Source organism: Arthrobacter sp. BI5, assembly GCF_056680065.1.
This window is the reverse complement of record NZ_CM155264.1, coordinates 2,985,663-3,011,195: the sequence shown is the minus strand read 5'-3', so window position 1 is coordinate 3,011,195 and position 25,533 is coordinate 2,985,663. Positions and strand designations below refer to the sequence as shown.

At 68.8% G+C, this 25,533-nt stretch carries 19 protein-coding genes; 15 read left to right on the top strand and 4 right to left on the bottom strand.

What is annotated here, in order from left to right:
* The first annotated feature begins 25 nt into the window (after window positions 1-25).
* The 6 genes from AC1MED_RS13805 (at window position 26) to tsaD (ending at window position 5,850) form a co-directional block, all read left to right on the top strand.
* Window positions 26-1,117: a carbohydrate kinase family protein gene (locus AC1MED_RS13805; RefSeq protein ID WP_346959829.1), complete on the top strand. Its 1,092-nt coding sequence runs from the start codon at window positions 26-28 to the stop codon at window positions 1,115-1,117.
* Between the two features lie 441 nt (window positions 1,118-1,558).
* Window positions 1,559-2,782 (top strand): alanine racemase, encoded by a 1,224-nt coding sequence (gene alr, locus AC1MED_RS13800; RefSeq protein ID WP_479783812.1) that lies wholly within the window; start codon window positions 1,559-1,561, stop codon window positions 2,780-2,782.
* The gene (gene tsaE / locus AC1MED_RS13795) at window positions 2,779-3,456 is read left to right on the top strand and encodes a tRNA (adenosine(37)-N6)-threonylcarbamoyltransferase complex ATPase subunit type 1 TsaE (protein ID WP_479783811.1); all 678 of its coding nucleotides are present in this window, start codon (window positions 2,779-2,781) and stop codon (window positions 3,454-3,456) included. Before alr ends, tsaE begins: the two co-directional genes overlap by 4 nt.
* 2 nt (window positions 3,457-3,458) lie before the next feature.
* Window positions 3,459-4,130, top strand: coding sequence for a tRNA (adenosine(37)-N6)-threonylcarbamoyltransferase complex dimerization subunit type 1 TsaB (gene tsaB / locus AC1MED_RS13790; RefSeq protein ID WP_479783810.1), 672 nt, complete (start codon window positions 3,459-3,461; stop codon window positions 4,128-4,130).
* A 53-nt stretch (window positions 4,131-4,183) separates the two neighbouring features.
* On the top strand, window positions 4,184-4,675 hold the full coding sequence (rimI, locus tag AC1MED_RS13785; protein ID WP_479786688.1) for a ribosomal protein S18-alanine N-acetyltransferase: 492 nt from the start codon (window positions 4,184-4,186) through the stop codon (window positions 4,673-4,675).
* Entirely contained in the window at window positions 4,672-5,850 is a 1,179-nt protein-coding gene (gene tsaD, locus AC1MED_RS13780) for a tRNA (adenosine(37)-N6)-threonylcarbamoyltransferase complex transferase subunit TsaD (RefSeq protein ID WP_479783809.1), read from the top strand. Before rimI ends, tsaD begins: the two co-directional genes overlap by 4 nt.
* A gap of 16 nt (window positions 5,851-5,866) precedes the next feature.
* On the opposite strand, the gene AC1MED_RS13775 is transcribed toward tsaD, so the two are convergent.
* Complete coding sequence (locus tag AC1MED_RS13775; RefSeq protein WP_479783808.1) at window positions 5,867-7,018, bottom strand: glutamate--cysteine ligase; 1,152 nt, start codon at window positions 7,016-7,018, stop codon at window positions 5,867-5,869.
* Window positions 7,019-7,225: 207 nt separating this feature from the next.
* Between AC1MED_RS13775 and AC1MED_RS13770 the strand changes: the two genes are divergently transcribed.
* Together AC1MED_RS13770 and AC1MED_RS13765 are read left to right on the top strand one after the other, a co-directional pair.
* On the top strand, window positions 7,226-8,902 hold the full coding sequence (locus AC1MED_RS13770; RefSeq protein WP_479783807.1) for a glycoside hydrolase family 3 protein: 1,677 nt from the start codon (window positions 7,226-7,228) through the stop codon (window positions 8,900-8,902).
* A 48-nt stretch (window positions 8,903-8,950) separates the two neighbouring features.
* Complete coding sequence (locus AC1MED_RS13765) at window positions 8,951-9,763, top strand: shikimate 5-dehydrogenase (protein WP_479786686.1); 813 nt, start codon at window positions 8,951-8,953, stop codon at window positions 9,761-9,763.
* A gap of 85 nt (window positions 9,764-9,848) precedes the next feature.
* Here the strand turns inward: AC1MED_RS13765 and AC1MED_RS13760 are convergent, their stop codons facing one another.
* On the bottom strand, window positions 9,849-11,078 hold the full coding sequence (locus AC1MED_RS13760) for a class I SAM-dependent methyltransferase (protein ID WP_479783806.1): 1,230 nt from the start codon (window positions 11,076-11,078) through the stop codon (window positions 9,849-9,851).
* Between the two features lie 56 nt (window positions 11,079-11,134).
* Here AC1MED_RS13760 and AC1MED_RS13755 point away from each other — a divergent pair, with 56 nt between their 5' ends.
* The 4 genes from AC1MED_RS13755 to AC1MED_RS13740 all read left to right on the top strand — a co-directional run bounded on the left by AC1MED_RS13755 (window position 11,135) and on the right by AC1MED_RS13740 (window position 16,419).
* Window positions 11,135-11,548 (top strand): hypothetical protein, encoded by a 414-nt coding sequence (locus AC1MED_RS13755; protein ID WP_346959820.1) that lies wholly within the window; start codon window positions 11,135-11,137, stop codon window positions 11,546-11,548.
* A gap of 622 nt (window positions 11,549-12,170) precedes the next feature.
* Entirely contained in the window at window positions 12,171-12,467 is a 297-nt protein-coding gene (gene groES, locus AC1MED_RS13750; protein ID WP_056737866.1) for a co-chaperone GroES, read from the top strand.
* Between the two features lie 80 nt (window positions 12,468-12,547).
* Window positions 12,548-14,158, top strand: a complete 1,611-nt coding sequence (groL, locus tag AC1MED_RS13745) for a chaperonin GroEL (protein ID WP_346960271.1) — start codon at window positions 12,548-12,550, stop codon at window positions 14,156-14,158.
* Window positions 14,159-14,355: 197 nt separating this feature from the next.
* Window positions 14,356-16,419 (top strand): acyltransferase family protein, encoded by a 2,064-nt coding sequence (locus AC1MED_RS13740; protein ID WP_479783805.1) that lies wholly within the window; start codon window positions 14,356-14,358, stop codon window positions 16,417-16,419.
* Between the two features lie 9 nt (window positions 16,420-16,428).
* Here the strand turns inward: AC1MED_RS13740 and AC1MED_RS13735 are convergent, their stop codons facing one another.
* Window positions 16,429-17,403, bottom strand: a complete 975-nt coding sequence (locus AC1MED_RS13735) for a DUF389 domain-containing protein (RefSeq protein WP_479783804.1) — start codon at window positions 17,401-17,403, stop codon at window positions 16,429-16,431.
* A gap of 147 nt (window positions 17,404-17,550) precedes the next feature.
* Here AC1MED_RS13735 and AC1MED_RS13730 point away from each other — a divergent pair, with 147 nt between their 5' ends.
* From AC1MED_RS13730 to AC1MED_RS13720, 3 genes are all read left to right on the top strand, one after another.
* A complete protein-coding gene (locus AC1MED_RS13730; RefSeq protein WP_479783803.1) occupies window positions 17,551-19,635 on the top strand; it encodes an acyltransferase family protein in 2,085 nt (694 codons plus the stop codon).
* Window positions 19,636-19,827: 192 nt separating this feature from the next.
* Window positions 19,828-21,339 carry an IMP dehydrogenase gene (guaB, locus tag AC1MED_RS13725; RefSeq protein ID WP_346960269.1) on the top strand — a complete coding sequence of 504 codons (1,512 nt, stop codon included), beginning with the start codon at window positions 19,828-19,830 and terminating at the stop codon, window positions 21,337-21,339.
* A gap of 98 nt (window positions 21,340-21,437) precedes the next feature.
* A complete protein-coding gene (locus AC1MED_RS13720; RefSeq protein ID WP_479783802.1) occupies window positions 21,438-23,279 on the top strand; it encodes an ABC transporter ATP-binding protein in 1,842 nt (613 codons plus the stop codon).
* Window positions 23,280-23,423: 144 nt separating this feature from the next.
* On the opposite strand, the gene AC1MED_RS13715 is transcribed toward AC1MED_RS13720, so the two are convergent.
* Window positions 23,424-25,325, bottom strand: coding sequence for a S8 family peptidase (locus AC1MED_RS13715; protein ID WP_479783801.1), 1,902 nt, complete (start codon window positions 25,323-25,325; stop codon window positions 23,424-23,426).
* Between the last annotated feature and the right edge of the window lie 208 nt (window positions 25,326-25,533).

Genomic DNA, 25,533 nt, shown 5'->3' with positions numbered 1-25,533 from the left:
ACCCGGACGGCGTAGTGTGCCGTGTATGGACGCGATTCCAGCGCAGCGCTTCGACCCGCTCGCCGCCGTCCGCACCCCGACGGCGGGGGGCTTCGACCTGCTCCTGACGGGCACGGTGTTCCAGGACATCATCTTCACCGGGCTGCCGCACGCACCCCGGCCCGGGACGGAAATCTGGAGCGACGGGATGGGCAGCTGCCCCGGCGGGGTGGCGAACCAAGCCATAGCCGCGGCCCGGCTGGGCTTGCGCACCGGGCTGGCCGCCGCGTTCGGCGACGACGGCTACGGCGATTACAACTGGAAGATCCTGGACCGGCAGGAACACGTGGACCTGTCGCTGTCCCGGCGCGTTCCGGGCTGGCACTCGCCGGTTACGGTGTCGCTGAGTGTCGAGAAGGACCGGTCCATGGTGACCCACGGCCATCCGGCGCCGGTGACGTCGAGCGAGCTGATCGGCTGCCCGCCGCCCGCGCTTGCCGCCGTCGCCGAGCTGGGCGAGGAGCTGGAACCGTGGGCCGTCGACGCGCACCGGGCCGGCGTGCGGCTCTTCGGCGACGTCGGCTGGGATCCCACCGGGACGTGGGCGCAGGCGCGGCTGGACAACCTGAAGTATTTCCACGCCTTTATGCCCAACCAGGAGGAGGCCATGGCGTTCACTGGCAAGGACAACCCCTGGGCCGCGCTTTACGCGCTCGCGGACCAGGTCCCGGTGGCCGTGGTGACGCTGGGTCCGCAGGGGTCCATGGCGGTGGACTCCGAGACCGGTGAAGAGGAGTGGGTGCCCTCGCTGCCGGTGCCGGCGTTCGACCCCACCGGCGCCGGGGACTGCTTCGGGGCGGCATTCATCGTCGGCTGCCTGGCCGGCTGGCCGCTGGGGGACCGGCTCCGGTTCGCCAATCTGTGCGCAGCCCTGGCCGTGCAGCAGGTCGGCGGTTCGCTCGCCGCGCCCGGCTGGGGAGACATTGCCGACTGGTGGCAACGCGCGAACGCCCGCAAGGAACGGCAGGGAAGCCAATGGCTGCGCCGCTACGGCTTCCTGGCGGAGATTGTGCGAGACGTGCCGCCGGAGGCGCAACGGCGTGCGACGGCGACCATCGCCCACCTGTCGGACGCGTAGGCCCGGCCGCTCCGGGGGACATGCTCAGTGCCCGTGCCGGCGAGTGGACATAAGGCCGTTATGCGCTCTCGTGGCCGCGGGGAATGAGCATGTTCCGCGGATGATTCTGCAGGCGGAGCGGACATGCGCCCGGACCGGCCTTGGTAGTGGACATGCTCTCCGGGTGGGCCGGCCAGTGGACATAAGGCCGTTATGCGCTCTCGTGGCCGCGGGGAATGAGCATGTCCCGCGGACGACTCTGCAGGCGGAGCGGACATGCTCCCGCGGCCGGCCTTGATAGTGGACATGCTCTCCGGGCGGGCCGGCGAGCGGACTTAGGCCGTTATGCGCTCTCGTGGCCGCGGGGAATGAGCATGTCCCGGGGTGAAGGATGGGCATGTCCCTAAGGGCCGGCCCGGTGCGGAATTCAGCACGGTCTGCGGCCACCCGTAGAATCGTAAAGTGATGTACCCAGCAGCAACAGGTGATTTCCAGCCATTGGCGGAAGCAAGTCCGGACCATGTCGAGGAGCGCTCGGCCGTTATCGACCTCGAAGCGATCCGGCACAACGTCCGGCGGCTGGCCAAGGTGGCTTCGCCGGCAAAGGTGATGGCCGTCGTCAAGGCGGACGCGTACGGGCACGGGGCCATTCCGGTGGCCCGCGCCGCGCTCAGCGCCGGTGCCAGCTGGCTCGGCGTCGCGCACATCTCGGAAGCGCTCGCCCTGCGCGCCGCCGGCATCGACGCCCCGCTGCTGGCGTGGCTGCACACCCCCGAAAGCAATTTTGCCGCCGCCGTCGCTGCCGGCATCGACATCGGCTGCTCCGGCTGGGAGCTGGGCCGGATCGTGGCCGCCGCCCGCGAGCAGGAACGGCCCGCCCGGATCCACCTGAAGGTCGACACCGGGCTCGGCCGCAACGGCGCCACCCTGGAGACCTGGGACACGCTGCTGGGTGAGGCCATGGAATACCAGGACCAGGGCCTGCTGCGCGTCGTCGGAATTTTCTCCCACCTGGCCGTCGCGGATGAACCCGAACGGCCGGAAACAGACGAGCAGCTCGCCGCGTTCCGCGAAGTCCTGGCGATGGCCCAGGACGCCGGCGTCGATCCCGAGGTCCGCCACCTTGCCAACACCCCGGCGACGCTGTCCCGCCCGGACACGCACTTCGACCTGGTCCGGGTGGGCCTGGGCATCTACGGGCTCTCACCGTTCGAAGGACAGAACTCCGCAGAGGTCGGGCTCCGTCCGGCCATGACTGTGCGCACCGTCGTCTCGCACTGCAAGGACGTACCCGCCGGCCAGGGCGTCTCCTACGGGCTGAACTACCGCACCGCCGGCAGCAGCACCCTGGGCCTTGTCCCGCTGGGCTATGCCGACGGCGTGCCGCGCGTCGCCACCGGCGGCCCGGTCCGGGTGGGCGGCGTGAACTACCCCGTGGTGGGCCGCATCGCGATGGACCAGATGGTGATCGACCTCGGCCCGCTGCACGTCTCCGCCGGGGGCACCAGCCTGCTGGGAGCCGAGGCGCAGATGTTCGGCGACGGTGCCGACGGCGGTCCCACCGCCGAGGACTGGGCCAGGGCGGCGGGCACCAACAACTACGAAATCGTCACCCGCATCAGCCCGCGGGTGCCGCGCCGCTACATCAACGAGGAACCCGCCCCCGGCGGCGGGGCCGCGCAGTGAGCGGACCGGCCTGGGAGCGGATCCTCACCGTCGGGACCGCCGAGCAGACGCACGCGCTGGCCGCAGCCCTCGGCACCGGTCTGGAGGCCGGTGACCTGCTGGTCCTGACCGGCGAGCTCGGCGCCGGGAAGACCACCTTCACGCAGGGGCTCGGCGAAGGCCTCGGCGTCCGCGCCGGGATCATCTCGCCCACGTTCGTCCTGGTCCGGATCCACCCCAACCTGCCGGACGGGCCGCGCCCCGGCGGCCCGGACCTGGTCCACGTTGACGCGTACCGGCTGGCGTCAGCCTCCGAAATCGACGACATTGACCTGGAAAACACCATGGACAGCGCGGTGACCGTGGTGGAGTGGGGCCGCGGCCGGGTTGAGCATCTGAGCGAGAGCCGGCTCGAGGTTGAGCTGCACCGCCAGCTCGGCGGCGCCCAGCCGAATGACGCCCCGCCCTCCGGCGGCGCCCAGCCCGCCGGCGGCGCCCAGCCGAACGCCGCCCAGCCCAATGGCGCCCAGCCCACCGGCAGCGATGAACCCACCGGCGGCGTGCTGGATTTTGACACCGACGACGCCGACGAGCCCAGGACCGTGGTGTTCCGCGGCTTCGGTCCGCGCTGGGCCGAGCCGCCGGCCGCCCTGGCCGGCATCCCCGAACATCCCGCGACCACGGAAACGGACTGAAGATGCTGATCCTTGCCATCGATACCTCGGCCGTCGCCAGCGCGGCGCTCGTCTCCGACGACTCCCTGGAGTCCGTCGTCGGGAGTTTCGCCACCGAGGACACCCGCAGCCACGCCGAGGTGCTGGCCCCGGGCATCGAGCAGCTGCTCACCGGTGTGGGACTGACCGGCGCCGACGTCGATGCCATTGTCACCGGGGTGGGACCGGGCCCGTTCACGGGACTCCGCTCCGGCATCGTCACGGCGCGCAGCCTGGCCTTTGTCTGGCAGAAGCCCCTCTACGGGCTCATGAGCCTGGATGCCATCGCCCTCGAAGTGGCCGAGTCCACGGAGGCGGCCGCCGAGTTCATCGTGGCGACCGACGCGCGGCGCAAGGAGGTCTACTGGGCCCGCTACGCCCTGGCCGGAAGCCAGTTGCCGCAGCTGTTGGATGGCCCGCATGTGGGGTTCGCCGCTGATCTGCCGGACCTCCCGGTCTATGGCGCCGGCGCCGGGCTCTACCCGGATGTGCTCAACGCGGTTCCCGAATTCGCCGGGCGCCAGCCCGAGGCGCTCGCGCTGGGCCAGTTCGCGCTGGCGCGGCTCGCCGCGGGGGAGCAGCTCCCGGACACCACCCCGCTGTACCTGCGGGAATCCGACGCCCAGGTCCCTGGCCCGCGGAAGCGCGCGCTGTGAGCGCCCCGGAAACACCGGCGGGATTCTCCCCGGCCGGCGTGACTTTCAGGCCCATGGCCGCCGCGGACCTTCCGGCCGTGCATGACCTGGAGCGCCGGCTCTTCCCGGTGGACGCCTGGCCCCTGCAGATGTTCGTCGACGAACTCGCCCAGGCTGAGACCCGGAGCTACCTCGTCGCGGAAGCCGGCGGCGCCATCGTCGGCTACGCCGGACTGATGTGCATCGAACCCATCGCGGACGTCCAGACCATCGCCGTCGTACCCGAGCAGGAGGGCCGCGGCATCGGATCGGCGCTGCTGGCCGAGCTCATCCGGGAAAGCCGGCGGCGGCACGCCGCCGACGTGCTGCTTGAGGTGCGCGCCGACAACCCCCGGGCCCAGCAGCTCTACCGGCGCTTCGGCTTCGAGCAGATCCACACCCGCCCGCGCTACTACCGCGACGGCGTCGACGCGCTGATCATGCGCCTCCAGCTGCACACAACGGACAGCACGGCGCCCGGCACCACCACGGACGACACCCAGCCAACGGAGACAGGCCGAGAATGAACCATCACCCACACAGCCCCCAGCCGCTGGTGCTGGGGATCGAGTCATCCTGCGACGAGACCGGCGTCGGGATTGTCCGCGGCACCCGGCTGCTGGCCAACACTGTGTCTTCGTCCATGGAGGAGCACGTCCGCTTCGGCGGGGTCATCCCCGAGATCGCCTCGCGCGCGCACCTCGACGCCTTCGTGCCCACCCTCAGGGAGGCCCTCGCCGAGGCGCACGTGACGCTGGACGACGTCGACGCCATCGCCGTCACGTCCGGACCGGGGCTGGCCGGCGCGCTGATGGTGGGGGTCTGCGCGGCCAAGGCGCTCGCGGTCGCCACCGGCAAGCCGCTGTACGCGATCAACCACCTGGTGGCGCACGTCGGCGTCGGCCTGCTCGAACCGGCCACCGGTGCGGAGGCGACCGGCCCGCAGCCGACCGGCGCCGAGGCAGCCGGCCGGCAGCCGGACGGGACCCCGGCCGCCCTGCCGGAGAACCTGGGCGCACTCCTGGTCTCCGGCGGGCATACCGAGATCCTGCGGATCCGCAGCATCACCGACGACGTCGAGCTGCTCGGTTCCACGATTGACGACGCCGCCGGCGAGGCCTATGACAAGGTGGCCCGGCTGCTGGGGCTCGGCTACCCCGGCGGGCCGGCCATCGACAAGCTGGCGCGCACCGGCAACGCCAAGGCGATCCGCTTCCCGCGCGGTCTCACCCAGCCCAAATACATGGGGACCGCCGAGGAACCCGGCCCGCACCGTTACGACTGGTCCTTCAGCGGGCTCAAGACCGCCGTCGCCCGCTGCGTCGAGCAGTTCGAGGCGAGCGGCGACGAGGTGCCGGTCGCGGACATCGCGGCGGCCTTCCAGGAGGCCGTGGTGGATGTGATCACCGCCAAAGCGGTGCTCGCCTGCCGGGAGAACGGCATCACCGAGCTGCTGCTGGGCGGGGGAGTGGCCGCGAACTCGCGGCTGCGCCAGCTCACGGAGCAGCGCTGCAGCGCGGCCGGAATCCGGCTGACCGTTCCGTCGCTTTCGCTGTGCACGGACAACGGCGCCATGGTGGCCGCGCTCGGTGCGCAGCTGGTGATGTCCGGGACCGCGCCGAGCGGAATCGGCTTCGCGCCGGACTCCTCGATGCCGGTCACGTCCGTGTCCGTCCAGGACGCGGCTGTCCCGTCCCGGTAGGAACCCGGGCGGGGGGTTACGCTTCGGGCCCTTCGCGCATCTGCTCGACCAGGTCCAGGACGACGGCGCGCAGGTCGCCGCCGTGTTCCGCGGCGACGCGGCGCTGCCGCTGGTAGCCGGCGCCGCGTTCAATGATCCGTTCGACGTCGGCCAGCTCCGCGCTGCAGCCGAGCTTGGCGGCCACCGGCTCAAGCCGGGCCAGCGTCTCGCGCAGGTGCTCGGTGACGAGCTGCTCATTGCCGTCGGCGTCCAGGATGATGATCGCGTCCAGCCCGTAGCGCGCGGCGCGCCACTTGTTTTCCTGGACGTGCCAGGGCGGCATGGTCGGGATGGTTCCGCCGTTGTCCAGGGTGGTGGAGAACTCGTCCACGAGGCACTGGGTCAGGGCGGCGATGGCCCCCACCTCCTCGAGCGTGGCCAGGCCGTCGCAGATGCGCATCTCGATGGTGCCGAGGTTGGGCACCGGCCGGATGTCCCAGCGGATCTCGGAGAGGGTGTCGATCACCCCGGTGGTGAACATGTCCTGGACGTAGGACTCGTATTCTTCCCAGCTGGAGAACTGGAACGGCAGTCCCGCCGTCGGCAGCTGTTGGAACATCAGCGCGCGCTGCGAGGCGTAGCCGGTATCCTCGCCGCCCCAGAACGGGCTGGAGGCGGACAGCGCCTGGAAATGCGGGAAGTAATTGACCAGGCCGTCCAGGACCGGGAGCACCTTGTCGCGGCGGTCGAGGCCCACATGGACGTGGACGCCGTAGATCACCATCTGCCGGCCCCACCACTGGGTGCGGTCGATCAGCTTGGCATAGCGGGCTTTGTCGGTGACCGGCTGCAGCTGCGGGGGGCTGAAGGGGTGGCTGCCGGCGCAGAAGACCTCAACGCCCATCGGGTCGGTGACCTCGCGCACCGCGGCGAGGGAACTGCTCAGGTCAGCCTTCGCTTCCGCCACCGTGGTGCAGATGCCCGTAACGAGCTCCACTGTGTTGAGCAGCAGTTCCTGTTTGATATGCGGATGTTCGTCATCCTCGTTCAGCTCGGGGTGCCGGGCGGCGACACCCCGGAGCACCTCGCTGGCCACCGAGGCCAGCTCGCCGGTTTCGGCGTTGACGAGCGCAAGCTCCCATTCCACACCAAGAGTTGATTGCCTGGATGAAGCGAAATCAATCTTCATGTGGTCCCTTCACTGTTTTATTGCCCGCCGGTGTTGCTGCTTGTGCGCCTGCCCGTGCCGTCCCCGAGGCCCGGCGCCGCGGCCTGCGGTGGCAAGGCAACGGTGTTTCAAGTCTAGTGCAGGGGTAGCATCGAGCTGGTGGCCAAGTTACAGCTGATGCGTGAGAGTTTTCACAGAAGAGGTCTGTTATCGGCAGCCGCGGCGGTCATGACGGCGCTCGCGCTGGGATCCACCGCCTGCACCGGCCCCGGGGCCACAGTCCCCGGCGCCCCGAACCCCGCCGCCACGGCCCCCGCCGCCCCGGTCCCCGCTGCCCCGGTCCCCGGCCCGGCGGCAGGCCAGGGTGTCCAGTCCCCGCCGGCGTTGGGCGCCCGGCCCGGCGCGCCGCGCCCGCTCGGCTGGGGCCCGGACCAGCGCGACGCCGACGCCGCGGCCAAGGCCGTGGGCCGGATGAGCTTGGAGCAAAAGGCCGGCCAGGTGCTGCTGCCCTTCTTCCCCGGGCTCGACTACGAGGCGCACGCGCGGACCGTGGAGCGGCTGCATCTGGCCGGATCGATCCTCATGGGAGACAACGTCCCCGCGGCCCCGAACGGTCAGGTGGACACCGCCGGCATGCGCCGCACGGCGGAGCGGCTGCAGCGCGCCGCCCGCGCCGATGGACGCAGCTGGCCCGGAATGATCGCGGTGGACCAGGAAGGCGGGGTGGTTGCCCGGCTGCGCGCCCCGCTGACCGAGTGGCCAGCACCGATGAGCTACGGGGCGGCCGGCAGTGAACCCCTGGCGTCCGACGCCGGCCGCGCCCTTTCGGCGGAACTGGCCGGCCTCGGCTTCAACGTCGACTTCGCACCCACCGCCGATGTCACGATGGGCCCGGCCGATCCGACGATCGGCGCACGGTCGTTCTCCGGCAGCGCGGACGCCGCCGCGGACTTCGGTATCGCCTTCTCCAGGGGCATGCTCGGCTCGGGGGTCCTGCCGGCCACCAAGCACTTTCCCGGCCATGGCTCTGTGACCGTCGATTCCCACCGGGGCCTTCCGGTCCAGGACGCCAGCCTGAAGCAATTGCGGGGGAGGGACCTGCGGCCGTTCCAGGCGGCCATCGACGCCGGACTGCCGATGGTCATGACCGGGCACATCGCCGTCCGCGCCCTGGATCCGGGGGTCCCTGCCTCGGTGTCGAAGGCGTCTTACGCTCAGCTGCGCCGGATGGGCTTCAAGGGCGTCGCCGTGACGGACGCGTTCAACATGGGAGCCATCCAGCAGCGGTATCCCCGCGACGCCGCCGCCCCGCTGGCGCTGGCCGCCGGCGCTGACCTGGTGCTTATGCCGGCATCGGTGGAAACCGCCCATGCCGCCATCGTGAACGCCGTGCGAAGCGGCACCCTGCCGGCCGCACGGCTGGACGAGGCGGCGCAGCGCGTGGCCACAATGCAGCTCTGGCGGGGCCGCAGCCATCCGCTGCGGGGCTCGGCGCCCGGCAGCGGCTCGGCGCTGTCACACAAGGTTTCGCGGGAAGCCATCACCGTGCTCGCCGGCCCTTGCCGGGGGCGGATCGTCCCGGCCAGCGTCCGGGTGGGCGGTGGTTCCGCACAGGACCGCGCGCGGTTCGCGGCGGCGGCCAAACAAGCCGGCATCAGTGTGGGCGCCGGGCCGCTCGTGACGCTGATCGGGTACCGCGGTTCGCCGGTGACCGCGGACGTGGCGGTTTCGCTGGACGCGCCGTGGCCGCTGGAGAAATCCGCCACGCGCGCCAAGATCGCGCTCTACGGCCGGAGCCAGGAGGCCTTCGACGCCCTGCTGGCGGTGCTGGCCGGAAAAGCCGCCGCCCCCGGGAAGCTGCCGGTCGCCGTCGGGCGGCAAGGTGCCGGGTCCGGCTGCCGCTGATCCGGCCGGGTGGCGTTTAATGGTGCAGTGCCCATCCTGAATAAAGACATGACCCTGTGTATCTCGCTCTCGGCCCGGCCGAGCAACAACGGGACGCGCTTCCACAACCACCTGTATGAGCAGCTGGGCCTGAACTGGATCTATAAGGCCTTCGCCCCCACCGACCTGGCCCAGGCCATCGCCGGGGTGCGGGGACTGGGCATCCGCGGCTGCGCCGTGTCCATGCCGTACAAGGAAGACGTCATCGCCATGGTGGACGTCATGGACCCGTCTGCGAAAGCCATCGATTCGGTCAACACGATCGTCAACGACGGCGGCCGGCTCACGGCCTACAACACCGACTACACCGCGATCGAACAGCTGCTGCAGCGCAACGCAGTGCCCACGGATTACTCCGTGTGGTTGCTGGGCGCCGGCGGCATGGCGAAGGCCACCGCGGCCGCGCTCCGCGACGCCGGCTTCCGGCGGGTCACCATCATCGCCCGCAATGAGGAGGCCGGCAGGGCGCTTGCCGGCCTTTACGGATTCCAGTGGCAGGCCGGTCTCCCGGCCGCCGGCTCCGGGGACGGCCCGGCCGACCTGCTGATCAATGTGACGCCCATTGGTATGGCCGGCGGACCGGAGTCGGACCAACTCTCTTTCCCGCAGGAGGCCGTGGAGGCCGCCAAGGTGGTGTTCGACGTCGTCGCGCTGCCCGCCGAAACGCCCCTGATCAAAGCCGCCCGGGCCGCCGGCAAGGCGGTCATCACGGGGGCGGAGGTCGCCACCATCCAGGCCCTGGAACAGTTCGTCCTGTACACGGGCATCCGGCCCAGCGCCGAACAGGTCCGGGCCGCTGAAGAGTTCATGCGGGCCCAGTAAACGGACCAACCGGGGCCGGGACCGGCTGCCGCTGGGAGGCGCCCTGGGACGGCCGGTTCTGACCGGCTACCCTGTACCGCCGGCCCTAGACGGGCTGCACGGAGATGGCCACCCGTTCCTCGCCGATTCTGGTGAGGACCAGGGTGGCCGTCTTTTTGGCCGCGTTCTTGGCGTTCTTGCCGCCGCCGGGGAGCAGTTGCTGGCGCAGTTCTTCCGGCGTGACCGAAGTGCCGCGCTTTTTGATGTCGAGGACGCCCACGCCGTTGTCCTTGACCCAGGCCTTGAGCGCCTTGACGTTGAACGGCATCACCTCGAGGACCTGGTAGGCCCGGGCGAAGGGGGTGTCGCGCAGCTCCGGCGCGCAGATGTAGGCGATGTGTTCGTCCAGCAGATGTCCGCCCAGCTGGAGCGCGACGTCGGCGACGAGCCCCGCGCGGATCACGGCGCCGTCGGGCTCGTAGAGATAGCCCTCCACCGGACCCACGGGGGCCACCGGGCCGGCGTCGAAGTCCTCCGTGCTGGTGAGTTCCGCCGCACCCTGCGGCCCCAGAACCAAGGCAGCGCGCCGGACTCCGGGCCGGCGGACCGCGTTGAACCACAGCGCCACCTCGGTGACGTCGCCGCCCACCGACACCCACTGCGCCTCGCAGTTCGCCGGCACCGAGTCATGCGGCATCCCGGGTCCCATTTTGACGCCGACGGCGCGGCCCGACGCGGCCAGCGATTCCACGAAGGACAGCGGCGGGGAGAAGTCTTCGGGGTCCCAGAGGCGCTTGGTTCCGGAACTGGAGGTGGTGCGGCGTGCCGGGTCCAGCCAGACCCCGTCGATCCCGTCGAGCGGAACGGCGGTGGCATCGGCATGGACCACACTGGCGTTGCGGAACGGGATCAGGTTCATCGTGGCGCAGGCGGCGGTCGTTTCGTCCAGTTCCACCGCGGTGACCTGGATGTCCAGGGAAGCCAGCGCCATCGCGTCGGCGCCCAGCCCGCAGCCCAGGTCCGCCACATGGGCGATCCCGGCTTCGGCGAACCGCTGCGCGTGCCGTGCCGCCACCGTGAGCCGTGTGGCCTGCTCCAGTCCCGCCCGGGTGAAAATCATCTGCCGGGCGAATTCACCGAATTTGGCTTCCGCCCTGGTCCGCAGCCGGGACTGGGTGAGCGCCGCGGAGACCAGTTCGGCGGAATGGCCGGCCTTACGGAGTGAGGCGTTGAGCCGGAAGGCCTCCTCTTCACGGTACGGTCCCAGCGAGGCCAGCAGCTCCCAGCCCTCCGGATTGAGGAGAGGGGCGATCTGGTCCTGCGTAGTCTCAGCCATGCCATCAAGCCTAGTTCAGGCGTGGAAGCCGCGGCGCGGCGGATAGGCTGGACGGCATGGACGGCAAGGAATCAGACGACTTCGGCACAGCGGGCACCCGGGAGCAGGCGGGCGGGGAAGTCCGGGACAGCCGGGGACTGGCCCGTTTCGCCCGTCCGGCGCTGATCGCCGGCAGCGTGATCGCCGTCGTGTGCGTGGCGCTGCTGGTCATCATCTTCTTCCTGGACGCCTTCAACGCAACCGTCTACTCCGTGGGCGGCAAGGATGTGAAGGACGCGACCGACGAGGCCCGCGCCATCCGCGACACCTACGCCGCTGCCCGGGTGGGCGGCATCATCTTCCTGGTCCTCGGGGCGGTGGCCGCCCTGGCCGGTGGCTTTGTGCTGTACCGCGGACGGAATGCCTCCGCGCGGGTCGACGAGGACGACGACGGCCAGGACTGGGACTACGAAGATCTCGCGGGGCGGTAGGCGCCCGCAGCCACGCTCCGCCCGCTGGACATGCTCAGTCCTCCCGCCGGGCCCACCACCGGACATGCTCAGTCCTCGAGCCGGACCCCCCTCCGGACATGCTCAGTCCTCGAGCCGGACCCCCCTCCGGACATGCTCAGTCCTCGACTCCGGCGCTGCACATAATGCCACTTTGTCCGACGCCGGCACCCTGGAATGAGCATGTCCCTCGTCCTGCGCCGGACCCTCCTCCGGACATGCCCAGTCCTCGGCGTCGGCGCTGCACATAATGCCACTATGTCCGACGCAGGCACCCGGGAATGAGCATGTCCCTCGCTCACGGGCTGCAACGAGCATGTCCAACCACCGGCGCCCCCGCCGGACACAACCACCGTGGGTCCACCGGGCGCCACAAAGAATGAGCATGTCCCGTGCAGGCGTTCACCAGGGACGAACTTCTGGCACTCACCTTGACCGAGTGCTAACTACTTACATAGAGTCGTCATTAGCACTCTCCCTAGGCGGGTGCTAACACATGGAGCATGCTCCGCCTAGCTACTGCCGGCACCGCGACGACGGTCTGTACGCCATGGCATCGCCGCTTCATAGTCCACAAATTTGCTGACGAAAAGGAGAGGTCCGAGTGTCGGTCTCTATTAAGCCTCTTGAGGATCGTATTGTTGTCCGCCCGCTCGAAGCCGAGCAGACCACGGCTTCCGGCCTGGTTATCCCGGACTCCGCACAGGAGAAGCCGCAGGAAGGCGAAGTTGTTGCAGTTGGCCCCGGCCGCTTTGACGACAACGGCAACCGCGTTCCCGTAGACGTTGCCGTCGGCGACGTTGTTATCTACTCCAAGTACGGCGGAACCGAAGTCAAGACCGGCGGCGTTGAGTACCTCGTGCTGTCCGCCCGCGACGTCCTGGCGATCGTCGTAAAGTAACTCTCTTGGACCCCCGCGCCGCCGCTCCTTCGCTTTGAACGGAACGGCTGCGCGGGGTTCTGTCTTGAAAGGACAAAACCATGGCAAAGCAGCTCGCGTTTAACGACGCTGCCCGCCGGTCGCTCGAAGCCGGCATCGATAAGCTCGCCAACACGGTCAAGGTGACGCTCGGCCCGCGCGGCCGCAACGTCGTGCTGGACAAGAAGTGGGGCGCCCCCACGATCACCAACGACGGTGTGACCATCGCCCGCGAAGTGGAACTGGACGACCCGTACGAGAACCTTGGCGCCCAGCTCGCCAAGGAGGTTGCCACCAAGACCAACGACGTCGCCGGTGACGGCACCACCACCGCCACCGTGCTCGCCCAGGCCCTGGTCAAGGAAGGCCTGCGCAACGTGGCAGCCGGCGCCGCCCCGGGCCAGATCAAGCGCGGCATCGAGGTCTCGGTCGAGGCCGTCGCCGCCCGCCTGCTGGAAAACGCGCGCCCGGTTGAGGGCACGCAGGTGGCCAACGTTGCCGCCATCTCCGCGCAGAGCGACGAGGTCGGCGAGCTCCTGGCCGAGGCCTTCGGCAAGGTCGGCAAGGATGGTGTGATCACCATCGAGGAGTCCTCCACCACGCAGACCGAGCTGGTCCTCACCGAGGGCATGCAGTTCGACAAGGGCTACTTGTCCCCGTACTTCGTCACCGACGCGGAACGCCAGGAAGCAGTCCTCGAGGACGCCCTGATCCTGATCAACCAGGGCAAGATCTCCTCGGTCCAGGAATTCCTGCCGCTGCTGGAAAAGGCGCTGCAGAGCTCCAAGCCGCTCTTCATCATCGCCGAAGACGTCGACGGCGAGGCCCTTTCCACGCTGATCGTCAACCGCATCCGCGGCACCCTGAACGTCGTGGCCGTCAAGGCTCCGGGCTTCGGCGACCGCCGCAAGGCCATGCTGCAGGACATCGCTACCCTCACGGGTGCGCAGGTTGTTTCCCCGGAACTGGGCCTTAGCCTGGACACCGTGGGCCTTGAGGTGCTCGGCACCGCCCGCCGCATCACCGTGACGAAGGACAACACCACCATCGTCGACGGCGCCGGTTCGGCCGAGGACGTCGCGGCCCGGGTCGCCCAGCTGCGCGCCGAGCTGACCCGCACCGACTCCGACTGGGACAAGGAAAAGCTGCAGGAACGCCTGGCCAAGCTGGCCGGCGGCATCGGCGTGATCAAGGTCGGCGCTGCCACCGAGGTCGAGCTGAAGGAAAAGAAGCACCGCATCGAGGACGCCGTGTCCTCCACCCGCGCTGCCCTCGAAGAAGGCATCGTGGCCGGCGGCGGCTCCGCCCTCATCCACGCCCTCAAGGCGCTCGATGAGGACCCGGCCGTCCAGGCGCTCGACGGCGACGCGGCAGCTGCCGTGGGCATCGTCCGCCGGGCCCTGACCCAGCCGCTGCGCTGGATCGCCCAGAACGCCGGCTTCGACGGCTACGTTGTGGTCGCCAAGGTTGCCGAATCCCCGGTCAACCAGGGCTTCAACGCCAAGACCGGCGAATACGAAGACCTGATCGCGGCCGGTGTCATCGACCCGGTCAAGGTCACGCGTGCGGCCCTCCGCAACGCGGCCTCCATCGCCGCGCTGGTTCTCACCACCGAAACCCTCGTGGTGGAAAAGCCGGCCGATGAGGACGAACACGCCGGGCACCAGCACTAAGGTCTCCGCGCACTAAGAGGACCGGATCAGCGTCAGCTGGTCCGGTCCTTTTTGGTGCCCGGCGCTGCTTGGGGCTTGCCAGCGCCGGCCGGCGTTGTCCTGGCGCCGATGGCTCCGGTGCCGCCGTCGCCCTCTGGACAAAAGCCGCGCGTTGTATAGTGGCTTCCGCTGTCTTGCGTTGTTTCTAAGGGGTTTGTATGTCTGGAGCGGGAACGCTCGTCTCGCCGCGCGAAACGGACGCACGGCCCCGCCAGGGCCGGGCGAGCAAGTTCAGGCCGGAAATCCAGGGTTTGCGGTCGCTCGCCGTGCTGATGGTGGTCACGTACCATGTCTGGTTTGGCCGGGTCTCGGGCGGGGTCGATGTTTTCCTCCTGATCTCGGCCTTCCTGATGACCCTGCAGTTCGTAGGCCGCTACGAGCGCGGCTCGCAGATGGCACTGATCAAGCACTGGCTCCACCTGTTCCGGCGGCTCCTGCCCGCGGCGGCCCTGGTGATTCTCAGCGCACTGGCCGCCAGCTATCTGCTGCTGCCCCGGACCCGTTTCCCGGACGTGGTCTCCCAAAGCTGGGCATCGTTGTTCTACGTGGAAAACCGGGTGCTGCAGGCTGACGCCGTCGACTACTACGCGGCGGACCACGCAACGGCCAGTCCGTTGCAGCATTTCTGGTCCCTGTCCATCCAAGGGCAGGTCTTCATCCTGTGGCCGCTCATCTTCGCCGGCGCCGCCCTCTTGGCCCGCAGGTACAGGCTCCGCTACCGGGCACTTCTCAGCTACATTTTCGCCGGCATCTTCCTGGCCTCGCTGGCGTTTTCCGTCTTCTACACGGCCACGAGCCAGACACAGGCATACTTTGACACCGGCGCACGCCTCTGGGAGTTTGCGCTGGGCACGCTCCTGGCGCTGTTCCTGCCGGGGCTGGCCTTTCTGTCCCGGCCGGTGCGCGTGTTCCTGGGCTGGGCCGGGGTGCTGGCCATGGTCAGCTGCGGCTTCATCCTGGACGTGGAGGGGGCCTTCCCCGGCTTCGCGGCGCTTTGGCCCACGTTGGCCGCCGCTTGTGTCATCCTGGCCGGTCAGACGCAGAGCCGCTGGGGAGTGGACCGTCTGCTGAGCGCCGGCCCGCTCGTGAAACTCGGGGACAACTCGTATGCCCTGTACCTGTGGCACTGGCCGGTGCTGGTGCTGGCCCTGGCCTGGAGCGGCAAAGAGCAGGCGGGTTGGCTTTCGGGCAGCGTCATCATTGCCGTGTCATTGGGGCTCGCTGTCCTCACCACCCGTTTCGTGGAGAAACCGTGGCGGTCATGGGCTTGGCCGGAAGCCCGACGGCGGCGCGCCTCCCTCGCCGTCGCCCTCTGCCTAGCCGTGGTGGCCGCGCCCCTGACAGCGATCCAGCTCTTACAGCACTTCCAGGCCCAGGCCGTCCTGTCGCAGGCGCATCGGAACAACCCCGGCGCCCTGGCTCTGCTGCCGGGGTTCGTCAGCAGAGCCGACAGCGACGCCGCGCTCCTGCCGACCCCCGCGCTGCTGCCCAACGATTGGGCCACCCTGCCGGGGCCGTGCAGCGGCGAGCTGGAGCCGGTGAATGCGACGCTGCGCAGGAGCTGCGGCCAAAACGAGGCGCCGGCGAACGCCGCCAAAACGGTCCTCGTGCTGGGTGATTCCCATGCCCAGCAATGGCTCGCCGCCATTGATGCGGTCGGCAAGCAAAACGGCTGGCGGGTGTATTCGCTCCTCAAGGGCGGATGCCGGTTCAGTGTCTTGGCGGAACGCACCGGTTCCGGCTGCGACAAGTTCAACGCGGCGGTCCGGGATGAGGTGACGGCCAATCCGCCGGACGCCATCATCACGGTGGGCACTATGGCCGCTCCCTCGTCTCCTGCCGAACGGCTCATTCCGGGCCTTGAGGCCACCGCAGCGTACTGGAACGAGCGGAAGGTTGACGTCGTGGCGATCCGGGACAACCCGCGATTCAACTTCAACATTGCAGAATGCGTGGTTGAAAGAGGCCCCGGGAATCCAGACTGCCTTCGCCCCCAGCGCGAGCTGCTTGCCGCGAAGAGCCCGCTTGCCGCGCTGCAGGGACGGGTGCCGGGCGTGGCGGTCGTGGACATGACGGATCTGATCTGCGACGGGACAACCTGCCCTGGGGTGGTGGGTAACACCTACGTCTACAAGGACAACAACCACCTGAGCCGAAGCTACGTCGCCTCCATGTCCTCGGTCTTTGGCCAGCGGCTCTTTGAGTCCACAGCCTGGGAATAGCGGGCCGGCTTAGCGGCGCGGCCTCAGCCGCTGGGCGTCCCGGCGGAGCCGGCGCGCGGCATCGCGCGGCAGCCGCTTCGTGATGAGCCGGTAGAACAGCAGTACTGCCACCGCCGAGACCACGATCCCGGTCAGGTTCACCAAGAGCTGCAGGGCGGACCCTGCGGCTTTTTGGTACTCGCCCAGCACCAGCGCCACCGCCACGAAGCCCGCGGCCGGAACGGTGGTGACGGAGATGAAGACGCCGATCAGGGCCGCCGAGCGCCGGCTGATCACCGACAGCATGCCGGCAGTGCCGGCCAGCAGAGCGACAATCAGGGAATAGGGCCCCGGGTGGTAGATGAAATCCACCGCCGAACCGCGGTCCAGGGTGTCGGCGGGAAAGAGCCCCAGCGGCACGGAGAGCCAGGCGGTGAAGGCCGCGGCCAGCATGGCGACGGGGAATCCCACACCGAGGGCCAGTGCCGCCCTGCGGCCCAGCCGCCACTGCCGCCGGACCAGTGCCACCGCCAGCGCGGCGAGCGGCCCGAACTCGGGCCCCACCGCCATGGCGCCGACAATCGCGATGGTCGAGTCGGTCACGATCCCGATCGCTGCCAGCTGGGTGGCCAGGACCAGGAACGCCAGGTAGCTCCAGGTGAGCCGGGAATCCTCGCCGGTCTGCCGCGACACCTCATCCCAGATCATGGCGTCCGCGCCCTCGCCCGGTGCTTCCGCCACAGCCTTGTCCGCGCGGTCGGAAAGGACCAGTTCGGGGGTCATGACCGCGATGGACCCCATGTCCTGGACGTTAAGGGCGTGTAGCTTCTCGATCAGGGCCTCGACGGATTCCCGGGCCATGAAAACGAGGATGACGTTGCCCGGCGGGACCACCGAGGCGCCGCGGTGCAGGGCAACCTCCGCCACGCCGAGTTCGCCGGAGCAGCATTCCACCACGGCAGCGGAGAGCTCCTCCGGGACACATATCCGCACCTGCACGATCACTCGCTGCCTCCTTCGACTCGTTACAGACTAGCGGCGCCGGCGGGCCGAACAGCCCGAATCCCGGCCGGAACCCGTCCCCGGCAATTGGCAAAGAAAATTACGTTTCGGTAACATTGATGTTTTGGAAGTCGGCCTGAGAGGTCCCACGTGTCGAACGAGCGAACCACAGCCAGCCCGCAGCACGCGGCCGCAGGTTCTCCCGCGAGCCGTAAATCGGGCTACCGCCCGGAAGTGCAGGGCCTGCGAGCCCTGGCCGTCCTGATGGTGGTGACGTACCACGTCTGGCTGGGCCGGGTCTCAGGCGGCGTGGACATCTTCCTGCTCATCTCGGCATTCCTGATGACCTTGAGCTTTGCCCGGAAGGTGGAGAGCGGCAAACCGCTGCGCCTCCTGAGCCACTGGCTGCATCTGCTCAAGCGGCTGCTGCCCGCCGTCGTCGTGGTGGTCCTTGGTGTGCTGGTCGGCACCTGGGCCATCCTGCCGGCCAGCCGCTGGCCGGATGTCCTCGACCAGGCCTGGGCCTCCCTGTTGTACAAGCAGAACTGGCTGCTCGCCGACACCGCTGTGGACTACTACGCCCAGGACCACTCCGGGGCCAGCCCGCTGCAGCACTTCTGGTCGCTCTCCATTCAGGGACAGGTCTTCCTGCTCTGGCCCCTCGTGTTCGCCGGCGCCGCCCTGTTGCACCGCGGGCTCCGCCGCTGGACCCGCCTGGACCACCGGCTGCTGAATTACCGCCTGATTCTGGCGCTGGCCTTCGGCGCCATCTTCGCCGCGTCGCTGCTCTATTCAATTGAGCAGACCGCCAGCAACCAGGCCTACGCCTACTTCGACACCCGTGCCCGGCTCTGGGAATTCGCGCTAGGCTCGTTGCTGGCACTGGCCCTGCCGTACCTGAAACCGGGCAAGGTTCTGCGCGTGGTGCTGGGCTGGGCGGGCCTGGCCGCGATGCTCTCCTGCGGGCTGCTGCTGACCGTGGACCGTTCCTTCCCGGGATTCATCGCCCTCTGGCCCACGCTCGCTGCCGCCGCCATCATCGTGGCCGGACGGAGCGGCAGCCGCTTCGGCGTCGACCGCTTCCTGACCTGGCGGCCGCTGGTCGCCCTGGGTGACAACTCCTACGCCCTCTACCTCTGGCACTGGCCGCTGCTGGTGCTGGCCCTGGCCGGGGCCGGCCTCAGCGCGCCGAACCTGTGGCAGGGACTAGCGATCGTCGCCGCCTCCCTGGTCCTGGCCGTGCTCACCACCCGGTTCGTCGAGAAGCCGCTGCGCGAATGGCACTGGCCGCAGCGCCGCGCCTGGCGCACCGCCGTCGTCATTGCCGCCTGCGGTGCCCTGCTGGCCGGCCCGGTCACGCTCTGGCAGAGCCACATCGTGGCGGACGAAGCCGCGGCCGCGTCCCAGCCGAAGGAACTGACGCCGGGTGCCGCCGCCCTGGCCCCGGAGAACGCCGGCAAACCGACGCCGGAAGCCAAGATCATCCCCGCGCCGGCCGCCATGAAGAACGAATGGGCCGACATTGACGGCCTCTGCACCGACGGCAACGTACCCAGCGACCCGCTACTCTCGGGCTGCCTGCAGAACAGCAAGCCGGACAAGGTGACCAAGCGGATTGTGGTGCTCGGCGACTCCCACGCGCAGCAGTACATGGCCGCGCTGGGACCCGTCGCCAAGAGCCACGGCTGGGAAGTCGTCACCCTGCTGAAGGGAAACTGCCGCTTCGGCGGGGAGTCGCCCGAGCGCGACGCCGACTGCAACGCCTTTAACAAGGCCAGCTCCGCATACGTCCTGACGCACAAGCCCGACGCCGTCTTCACGGTCGCCTCGCTCACGCACAAGGAGGCCCCGTTCGAAACCGAGGTGCCCGGGTACCTGGAAGGCATCAAGCCGTTCACCGACGCCGGCATCGAGGTAGTCGGCATCCGCGACAATCCGCGGTTCACCATCAACATGCCCGAGTGCGTCCAGACGAAGGGCACCGACGCTGCCGAATGCAACGTCCCGCTGCAGGAATCCCTGGCCGCGTCCTCCCCGCTGGACGCCTACCGCGGCAAGGTCGCCCGGCTGCACCTGATGGACATGAGCGACTTCATTTGCGCGGACGGGACCTGCCCCGCCGTCGTCGGGAACGTGTACGTCTACAAGGACGACAACCACCTGACCAAGACCTACGTGCAGAGCATGATCCCGATGTTCGAGAAGCGGCTGCTCGCGGCCACCGGCTGGAAGTGACGCCGCCGGCGCCGTCCGGTGCCGTCCGGCGGATGCCGTTGCTCACATTCGCTGCCCGGAATATGGGGATTGCCGCCAAGGTTCTAGTATTTACACAACACTTCTGCACAGGCCATGCCCGTAATGACGGGCTGGTCATCTGCTGCAACCCCTACCCGTGAACCCCAGAAACCCAAGGTAAGAGGCGCACTCATGACCCAGCCCGAACACGATCCCTTTGGCTTTGTTGGCCTGACCTATGACGACGTCCTGCTGCTGCCCGGGCACACCAACGTCATCCCCTCCGAGGCGGACACCTCCTCGCGCATATCCAAGCGCATCACCGTGAACACGCCGCTGCTGTCCGCCGCGATGGACACCGTGACCGAGTCGCGGATGGCCATCGCCATGGCCCGCCAGGGCGGCCTTGGCGTCGTGCACCGAAACCTCTCGATCGCCGACCAGGCCGACCAGGTGGACCGGGTCAAGCGCAGCGAATCCGGCATGATCACCAACCCGCTCACCATCGGCCCCGAGGCCACGCTGGCCGAGCTGGATGAGATCTGCTCGCACTACCGCGTCTCCGGCCTGCCGGTCGTGGACGAGGGCATGCGCCTGCTGGGCATCGTCACCAACCGCGACACCCGCTTCGTGCCGGAAACAGACTTCCCGATCCGGCTGGTCAGCGATGTCATGACCAAGATGCCGCTGGTCACCGGGCACGTCGGCATCAGCCGCGAGGAAGCCTCGCACAAGCTCGCCACCAACAAGATCGAGAAGCTCCCGCTGGTCGACGAGCAGGGCAGGCTCAAGGGCCTCATCACCACCAAGGACTTCACCAAGGCCGAGCAGTACCCCCTGGCCACCAAGGACGACGAGGGCCGGCTGCGCGTCGGTGCCGCCATCGGGTTCTTCGGCGACGGCTGGGAGCGCGCCATGGCCCTGATCGACGCCGGCGTGGACGCCCTCTTCGTGGACACCGCCAACGGCCACTCGCAGGGTGTGCTGGACATGATCCGCCGACTCAAATCCGATCCTGTTGCCGCGCATGTGGACATCATCGGCGGCCAGGCGGCCACCCGAGAAGGCGCGCAGGCCCTGATCGACGCCGGTGCCGACGGCATCAAGGTGGGCGTCGGCCCGGGATCCATCTGCACCACCCGCGTGGTGGCCGGCGTCGGCGTCCCGCAGATTACCGCCATCTACGAATCTGCCAAGGCTGCCATCCCGGCCGGCGTTCCGCTGATCGCCGACGGCGGCCTGCAGTACTCCGGCGACATCGGCAAGGCCCTGGTTGCCGGCGCCGACACCGTGATGCTCGGCTCCCTGCTGGCCGGCTGCGACGAGTCCCCGGGCGACCTGATCTTCGTGAACGGCAAGCAGTTCAAGCTTTACCGCGGGATGGGCTCTCTCGGCGCCATGCAGACCCGCGGCAAGAACACCTCGTACTCCAAGGACCGTTACTTCCAGGCTGACGTCTCCGGCGACGACAAGCTCATCCCGGAAGGCATCGAGGGCCGTGTGGCCTACCGCGGACCGCTGGCCTCGGTGGCGTACCAGCTGGTCGGCGGCCTCCGCCAGACCATGTTCTACACCGGCGCCCCTACCGTCCCCGAACTCAAGGCGCGCGGCAAGTTCGTCCGGATTACCCCGGCCGGGCTCAAGGAATCCCACCCGCATGACATCCAGATGACGGTGGAGGCGCCGAACTACGGTTCGCGCTGACCCGCCCGGCACTTCACGGGCACCCAGCGAGAGGGCCACGGGATTCGTCCCGTGGCCCTCTCGCGTTCCGCCGCCGGGCCCGCAACTAGGCTGGAGGCATGTCCGAACTCCTGCCCGCCCGCGAGCCCAAGCGCAAACTGGCGCTGCGTCCGTACGCCCGGGCGGTGGCCCAGGTGCTGCGGGTCAGCTTCCGCGCCTCGCCCGCCGCCGTCGTGATGAAAGTTGTGGGCTCGCTGATCTCGGCGTTGCTGCCGCTCGTCACCACCTACTTCGCCGCGCTGACCACGACGGCGCTCGCGGCCGCCTATGCCGGCAACGCCGCGGCCGGGCAGCAGGCCATCGTCTACGTCATCATCACCGCGGCGCTGGGCCTGTTCTGGGGAGCGTTCAGCAGCGTGGACCGCTACATCCAGCAGCTGATGAGCTTCCGGGTCGGCGCCATCGTCGGGGACCTGATGTACGAGCGGTTCCTCGCCCTGGAATTCTGGCGCTACGACGACAAGGAGACGGTGGACCTGTACGACCGGGCCAAGCGGTTCTCCGATTCCTACGCCCGGGTCCTGGACCGGATCGCCGCGATTTTCACCCAGCTGGTCTCGGTGGTCCTGGCGATCGGCGCGCTGCTGCTGGTCAGCTGGTGGATCGCCGTGATCGTGCTGGTCGCGATCGTGCCCAGCGTCTACCTGCAGTTCAGGCTCTCCCGGGAGCAGATTGCGCACTGGAACACCCAGGTCGATTCGCGCCGGCAGCGCCGGATGATCGAAACCAACCTGCTGCGGCCGCAGCACATCGCCGAGATGCGGCTCTACGGGATTGTCGGCTACCTGATGGGCCTGCGCTCACGGCTCCGGGACGCGGACGAAAAGCGCCGGCTGGACTTCCAGAAGCGCTACATCCCCAAACAGCTCGCCGCCGACGCCCTGCAGTACGGTGCCGAGGTGGTGTCGCTGATCTGGGTGGTGGGCCAGATCATTGCCCGCGCCCAGCCGGTGGGCCAGTTCCTCTACGTCCAGCAGATCGTCAGCCGCGCCCTCTCCACCGCCAACAGCCTGGTCTCCTCGCTCAGCTCCATCGACGAGGACCTCGCGAACCTCAAGGACTACGAGCTGTTCATGGCACTGCCGGTGCACTCCGAGCACGCGCCGCCGCTGCTCCAGGCGCCCCGGACCGTGGAGCTGCGGGACATCCGGTTCACCTACACCGGCAGCGATCTGGAAGTCATTAAAGGCATTTCGCTGACCATCAGGCAGGGCCAGCACATCGCGGTGGTGGGGGAGAACGGGGCCGGCAAGTCCACCCTGATCCGGATCCTCGCTGGGCTCTACCGCCCGGATTCGGGCCAGGTACTGCTCGACGGCGTCGACCTCGCCGCCGTCGAGGTGAAGTCCTGGCACCGCCACCTGGCGGTGCTCAGCCAGGAGTTCCTCAAATACGAGTTCGCCACCGCGGCGGAGAACATCTTCTTCGGTGACGTCGACGCGCAGCGCGACGACGACCGGATCCGCCGGGCCGCGGCCGATGCCGAGGCCCTCGAGTTCATCAACAAGCTGCCCAACGGGCTGGACAACCACGTCAGCAACTGGATGGAGGACCCCCGCGGCCGGAAGGGCAGCGGGCTGTCCGGCGGCCAGTGGCAGCGGCTGGCGATGGCCCGGAACTTCTACCGGGACGCGTCCTTCATGGTGATGGACGAGCCGACGTCGGCGATCGACGCCCTGGCGGAGCACCGGATCTTCACCCGGCTCTTCGCCGACCGCAGCAGCACGATCATCGCCATCAGCCACCGGCTCGCAACGATCGAAAAAGCGGACATCGTCTACATGCTCGAGGACGGCCGGATCGTCGAGCAAGGCACGCACAAGGAACTCGTGGCCCTGCGCGGCCGCTACTTCCGGATGTTCGAGTCGCAACTGGCGGTGGACGAGGCCGAGGGCGTCTGAGCCCGGCGGCCTGAGCCGGGGACATGCCCTCCGCCGGCCACGTCCGGTGGACATAGTGGCCCTATGTCCACTCCACGGCACAAAGAATGGGCATGTCCCCCCGGGAAGGGAGGACATGCCCATTCCTGCCTGCGCGGCCTGATGCTACGAGGTGGTCACCGAGGTGTCATCCACGAAGAAGTAGGTCTTGAGCGAGGAGTCCTCCACGCCCAGGAAGCGCAGCGTCACCGTCTTGCCCTTGAACGAGGACAGGTCCAGGGTCTTCAGCACGTACCCGGTGGACTTGTTCAGGTTGGAGTAGGTGGCCAGCGTTGTGGTGACGCCGCCGCTGACGGCTTGGATCTTCAGGGTGTCGTAGGCGGTCGCGGTGGTGGTCTCATCGGTCAGCGTCTTGAGGTAAAAGGACAGGCTGGAGCCGCTCACGGAGGACGGGATGGAGAAGGTCTGGTCCAGCCGGTACGACGTCGACTGGCCCCAGCCGTTCAGTCCGGCGAAGCCGCTGCCGGTCCGGGCATTGGTGCCGGTTTCGAAGGTGTCCGCGTGATCGGAGGTCCAGGACGCCGAGCCGCTTTCGAAACCGGGGTTCAGCAGCAGGTTGCCCGACGGCGGGGGAGTGGTTCCGCCGAGCAGGCCCATGGTGGCCGTGGCGTCCGAGAGGCCGGCGCCGCAGCCCTTGGTGCAGCCGCCCGGCATGGCCCGGGTGCCCTGCTTGAGCGTTGATTCGACCTGCGCCGGGGTGAGCGCGGCGGACTTGGACTTCACCAGCGCCACGAGTCCGGCGACGTGCGGGGTGGCCATCGAGGTGCCCTGGTAGCTGGCGTAGCCCGCCGCGGATGGGGTGGTGGTTCCCGTGTTGAGCGTGGACAGGATGCCGCCGCCGCTGACGCTGGTGTCACCGCCCGGGGCGGTAAGGTCCACGGTCGCGCCGTAGTTCGAGTAGTAAGAGAGGGTGCCGCTGGGGTTGCTGGCGGCGACCGTCACCACCGAGCTGCAGTTGGCCGGGCGGAAGCCGGAGGCGTCCTGGTTGCTGTTGCCGGCAGCCACCACTACGGTGGTGCCCCGCGAGACGGCGGAGTCGATGGCCGCCTGGTAGGTAGTGCCGCAGGCGCCGGAGCCGCCCAGGCTCATGTTGATGACCTTGGCCGGATTGGCGTTGGCCGGGATGCCGGACACGGTGCCGCCGGAGGCCCAGATGATCGCGTCGGCGATGTCGGACAGGGACCCGCCGCACTTGGCCAGCACCCGGACCGGGAGGACTTTGGCGTTCGGCGCTACCCCGGCCACGCCCGCGGCGTTGCCGGTGACAGCGGCAATGGTGCCGGAGACGTGGGTGCCGTGCCAGGAGGAATTGGCTGCCGCGCTCTGGCCGCATTCGCCCGCGGCGTACCAGTCGCCCTGGTCCTGGGCGTTGGAGTCGCGGCCGTTGCCGTCCCGCGCCGCGGTGGCGTCGGAGACGAAGTCGTAGCCCGGCAGCACATTGGCGTCCAGGTCCGGGTGTGCCGTGATGCCGGTGTCGATCACGGCAACGGTGGACCCGGACCCGGTGGAGACGTCCCAGGCGCCGGGAATGCGCATGCCGTTGGCCCCGGTGAAGTCCCATTGCTCCCCGTAACGGGTGTCGTTCGGTGTCAGCACCGCCGTCATCCGGGCATCGGGTTCGACGGCGTTGACGGCCCCGGAAGCGACGATCGCCTCCATGAAGTCCTTGGCCGCCTGGCCCGAGAGCGCCTTGTCCGAGGCGATCAGGGTTCCGCCGGTGGCCAGGGCGCGCAGTTCACGCACGCTGACCCCCTGCTGCTTCGCGGCCTTGCCCCAGGCGTTCGCCCTTCCGCCGGGAGTGGAGTTGCCCGCGGTCTTCTTGAAGCTGACGATGAACTGCGTGTACGACTCGCCGGCGTTGACCTCCGGCGCCGGGACGTTCTCCGTCGCGATCGGTCCGGTGGCGGGGGCGGCGGCCACCGGGGTGACGGCGAGCGTCATGGTGCCGACGACGGCGGCCAGCGACAGGGCCAGGACGCGGGACTTCCTGAGTGATGCACTTCCCATGGGTTCTGCTTTCTATCACCGGGCATTGCGGAATACCCGGAACGGGGTGTGTGGAGGCTGCCGGGTAAAATCTCCGGCTGGCCGAAAGTAAACGTAAGGGCATTTTCACGTTTTGTAAACTATTGACAAACACTGTCAAGTCAGTGTGCACTATCGCTTTATCCAGACCGGCTTTGGCCGCTCCGCCCGTCCCGGCGGTGTGCCCGGC

Excerpts from the sequence above, each read along its gene's own strand:
- AC1MED_RS13805 (WP_346959829.1), top strand. The coding sequence starts at position 26 with ATGGACGCGATTCCAGCGCAGCGCTTCGACCCGCTCGCCGCCGTCCGC.
- tsaB (WP_479783810.1), top strand. The coding sequence starts at position 3,459 with ATGCTGATCCTTGCCATCGATACCTCGGCCGTCGCCAGCGCGGCGCTC.
- rimI (WP_479786688.1), top strand. The coding sequence starts at position 4,184 with ATGGCCGCCGCGGACCTTCCGGCCGTGCATGACCTGGAGCGCCGGCTC.
- tsaD (WP_479783809.1), top strand. The coding sequence starts at position 4,672 with ATGAACCATCACCCACACAGCCCCCAGCCGCTGGTGCTGGGGATCGAG.
- AC1MED_RS13775 (WP_479783808.1), bottom strand. The coding sequence starts at position 7,018 with ATGAAGATTGATTTCGCTTCATCCAGGCAATCAACTCTTGGTGTGGAA.
- AC1MED_RS13770 (WP_479783807.1), top strand. The coding sequence starts at position 7,226 with ATGACGGCGCTCGCGCTGGGATCCACCGCCTGCACCGGCCCCGGGGCC.
- AC1MED_RS13765 (WP_479786686.1), top strand. The coding sequence starts at position 8,951 with ATGACCCTGTGTATCTCGCTCTCGGCCCGGCCGAGCAACAACGGGACG.
- AC1MED_RS13760 (WP_479783806.1), bottom strand. The coding sequence starts at position 11,078 with ATGGCTGAGACTACGCAGGACCAGATCGCCCCTCTCCTCAATCCGGAG.
- AC1MED_RS13755 (WP_346959820.1), top strand. The coding sequence starts at position 11,135 with ATGGACGGCAAGGAATCAGACGACTTCGGCACAGCGGGCACCCGGGAG.
- groL (WP_346960271.1), top strand. The coding sequence starts at position 12,548 with ATGGCAAAGCAGCTCGCGTTTAACGACGCTGCCCGCCGGTCGCTCGAA.
- AC1MED_RS13740 (WP_479783805.1), top strand. The coding sequence starts at position 14,356 with ATGTCTGGAGCGGGAACGCTCGTCTCGCCGCGCGAAACGGACGCACGG.
- guaB (WP_346960269.1), top strand. The coding sequence starts at position 19,828 with ATGACCCAGCCCGAACACGATCCCTTTGGCTTTGTTGGCCTGACCTAT.
- AC1MED_RS13720 (WP_479783802.1), top strand. The coding sequence starts at position 21,438 with ATGTCCGAACTCCTGCCCGCCCGCGAGCCCAAGCGCAAACTGGCGCTG.
- AC1MED_RS13715 (WP_479783801.1), bottom strand. The coding sequence starts at position 25,325 with ATGGGAAGTGCATCACTCAGGAAGTCCCGCGTCCTGGCCCTGTCGCTG.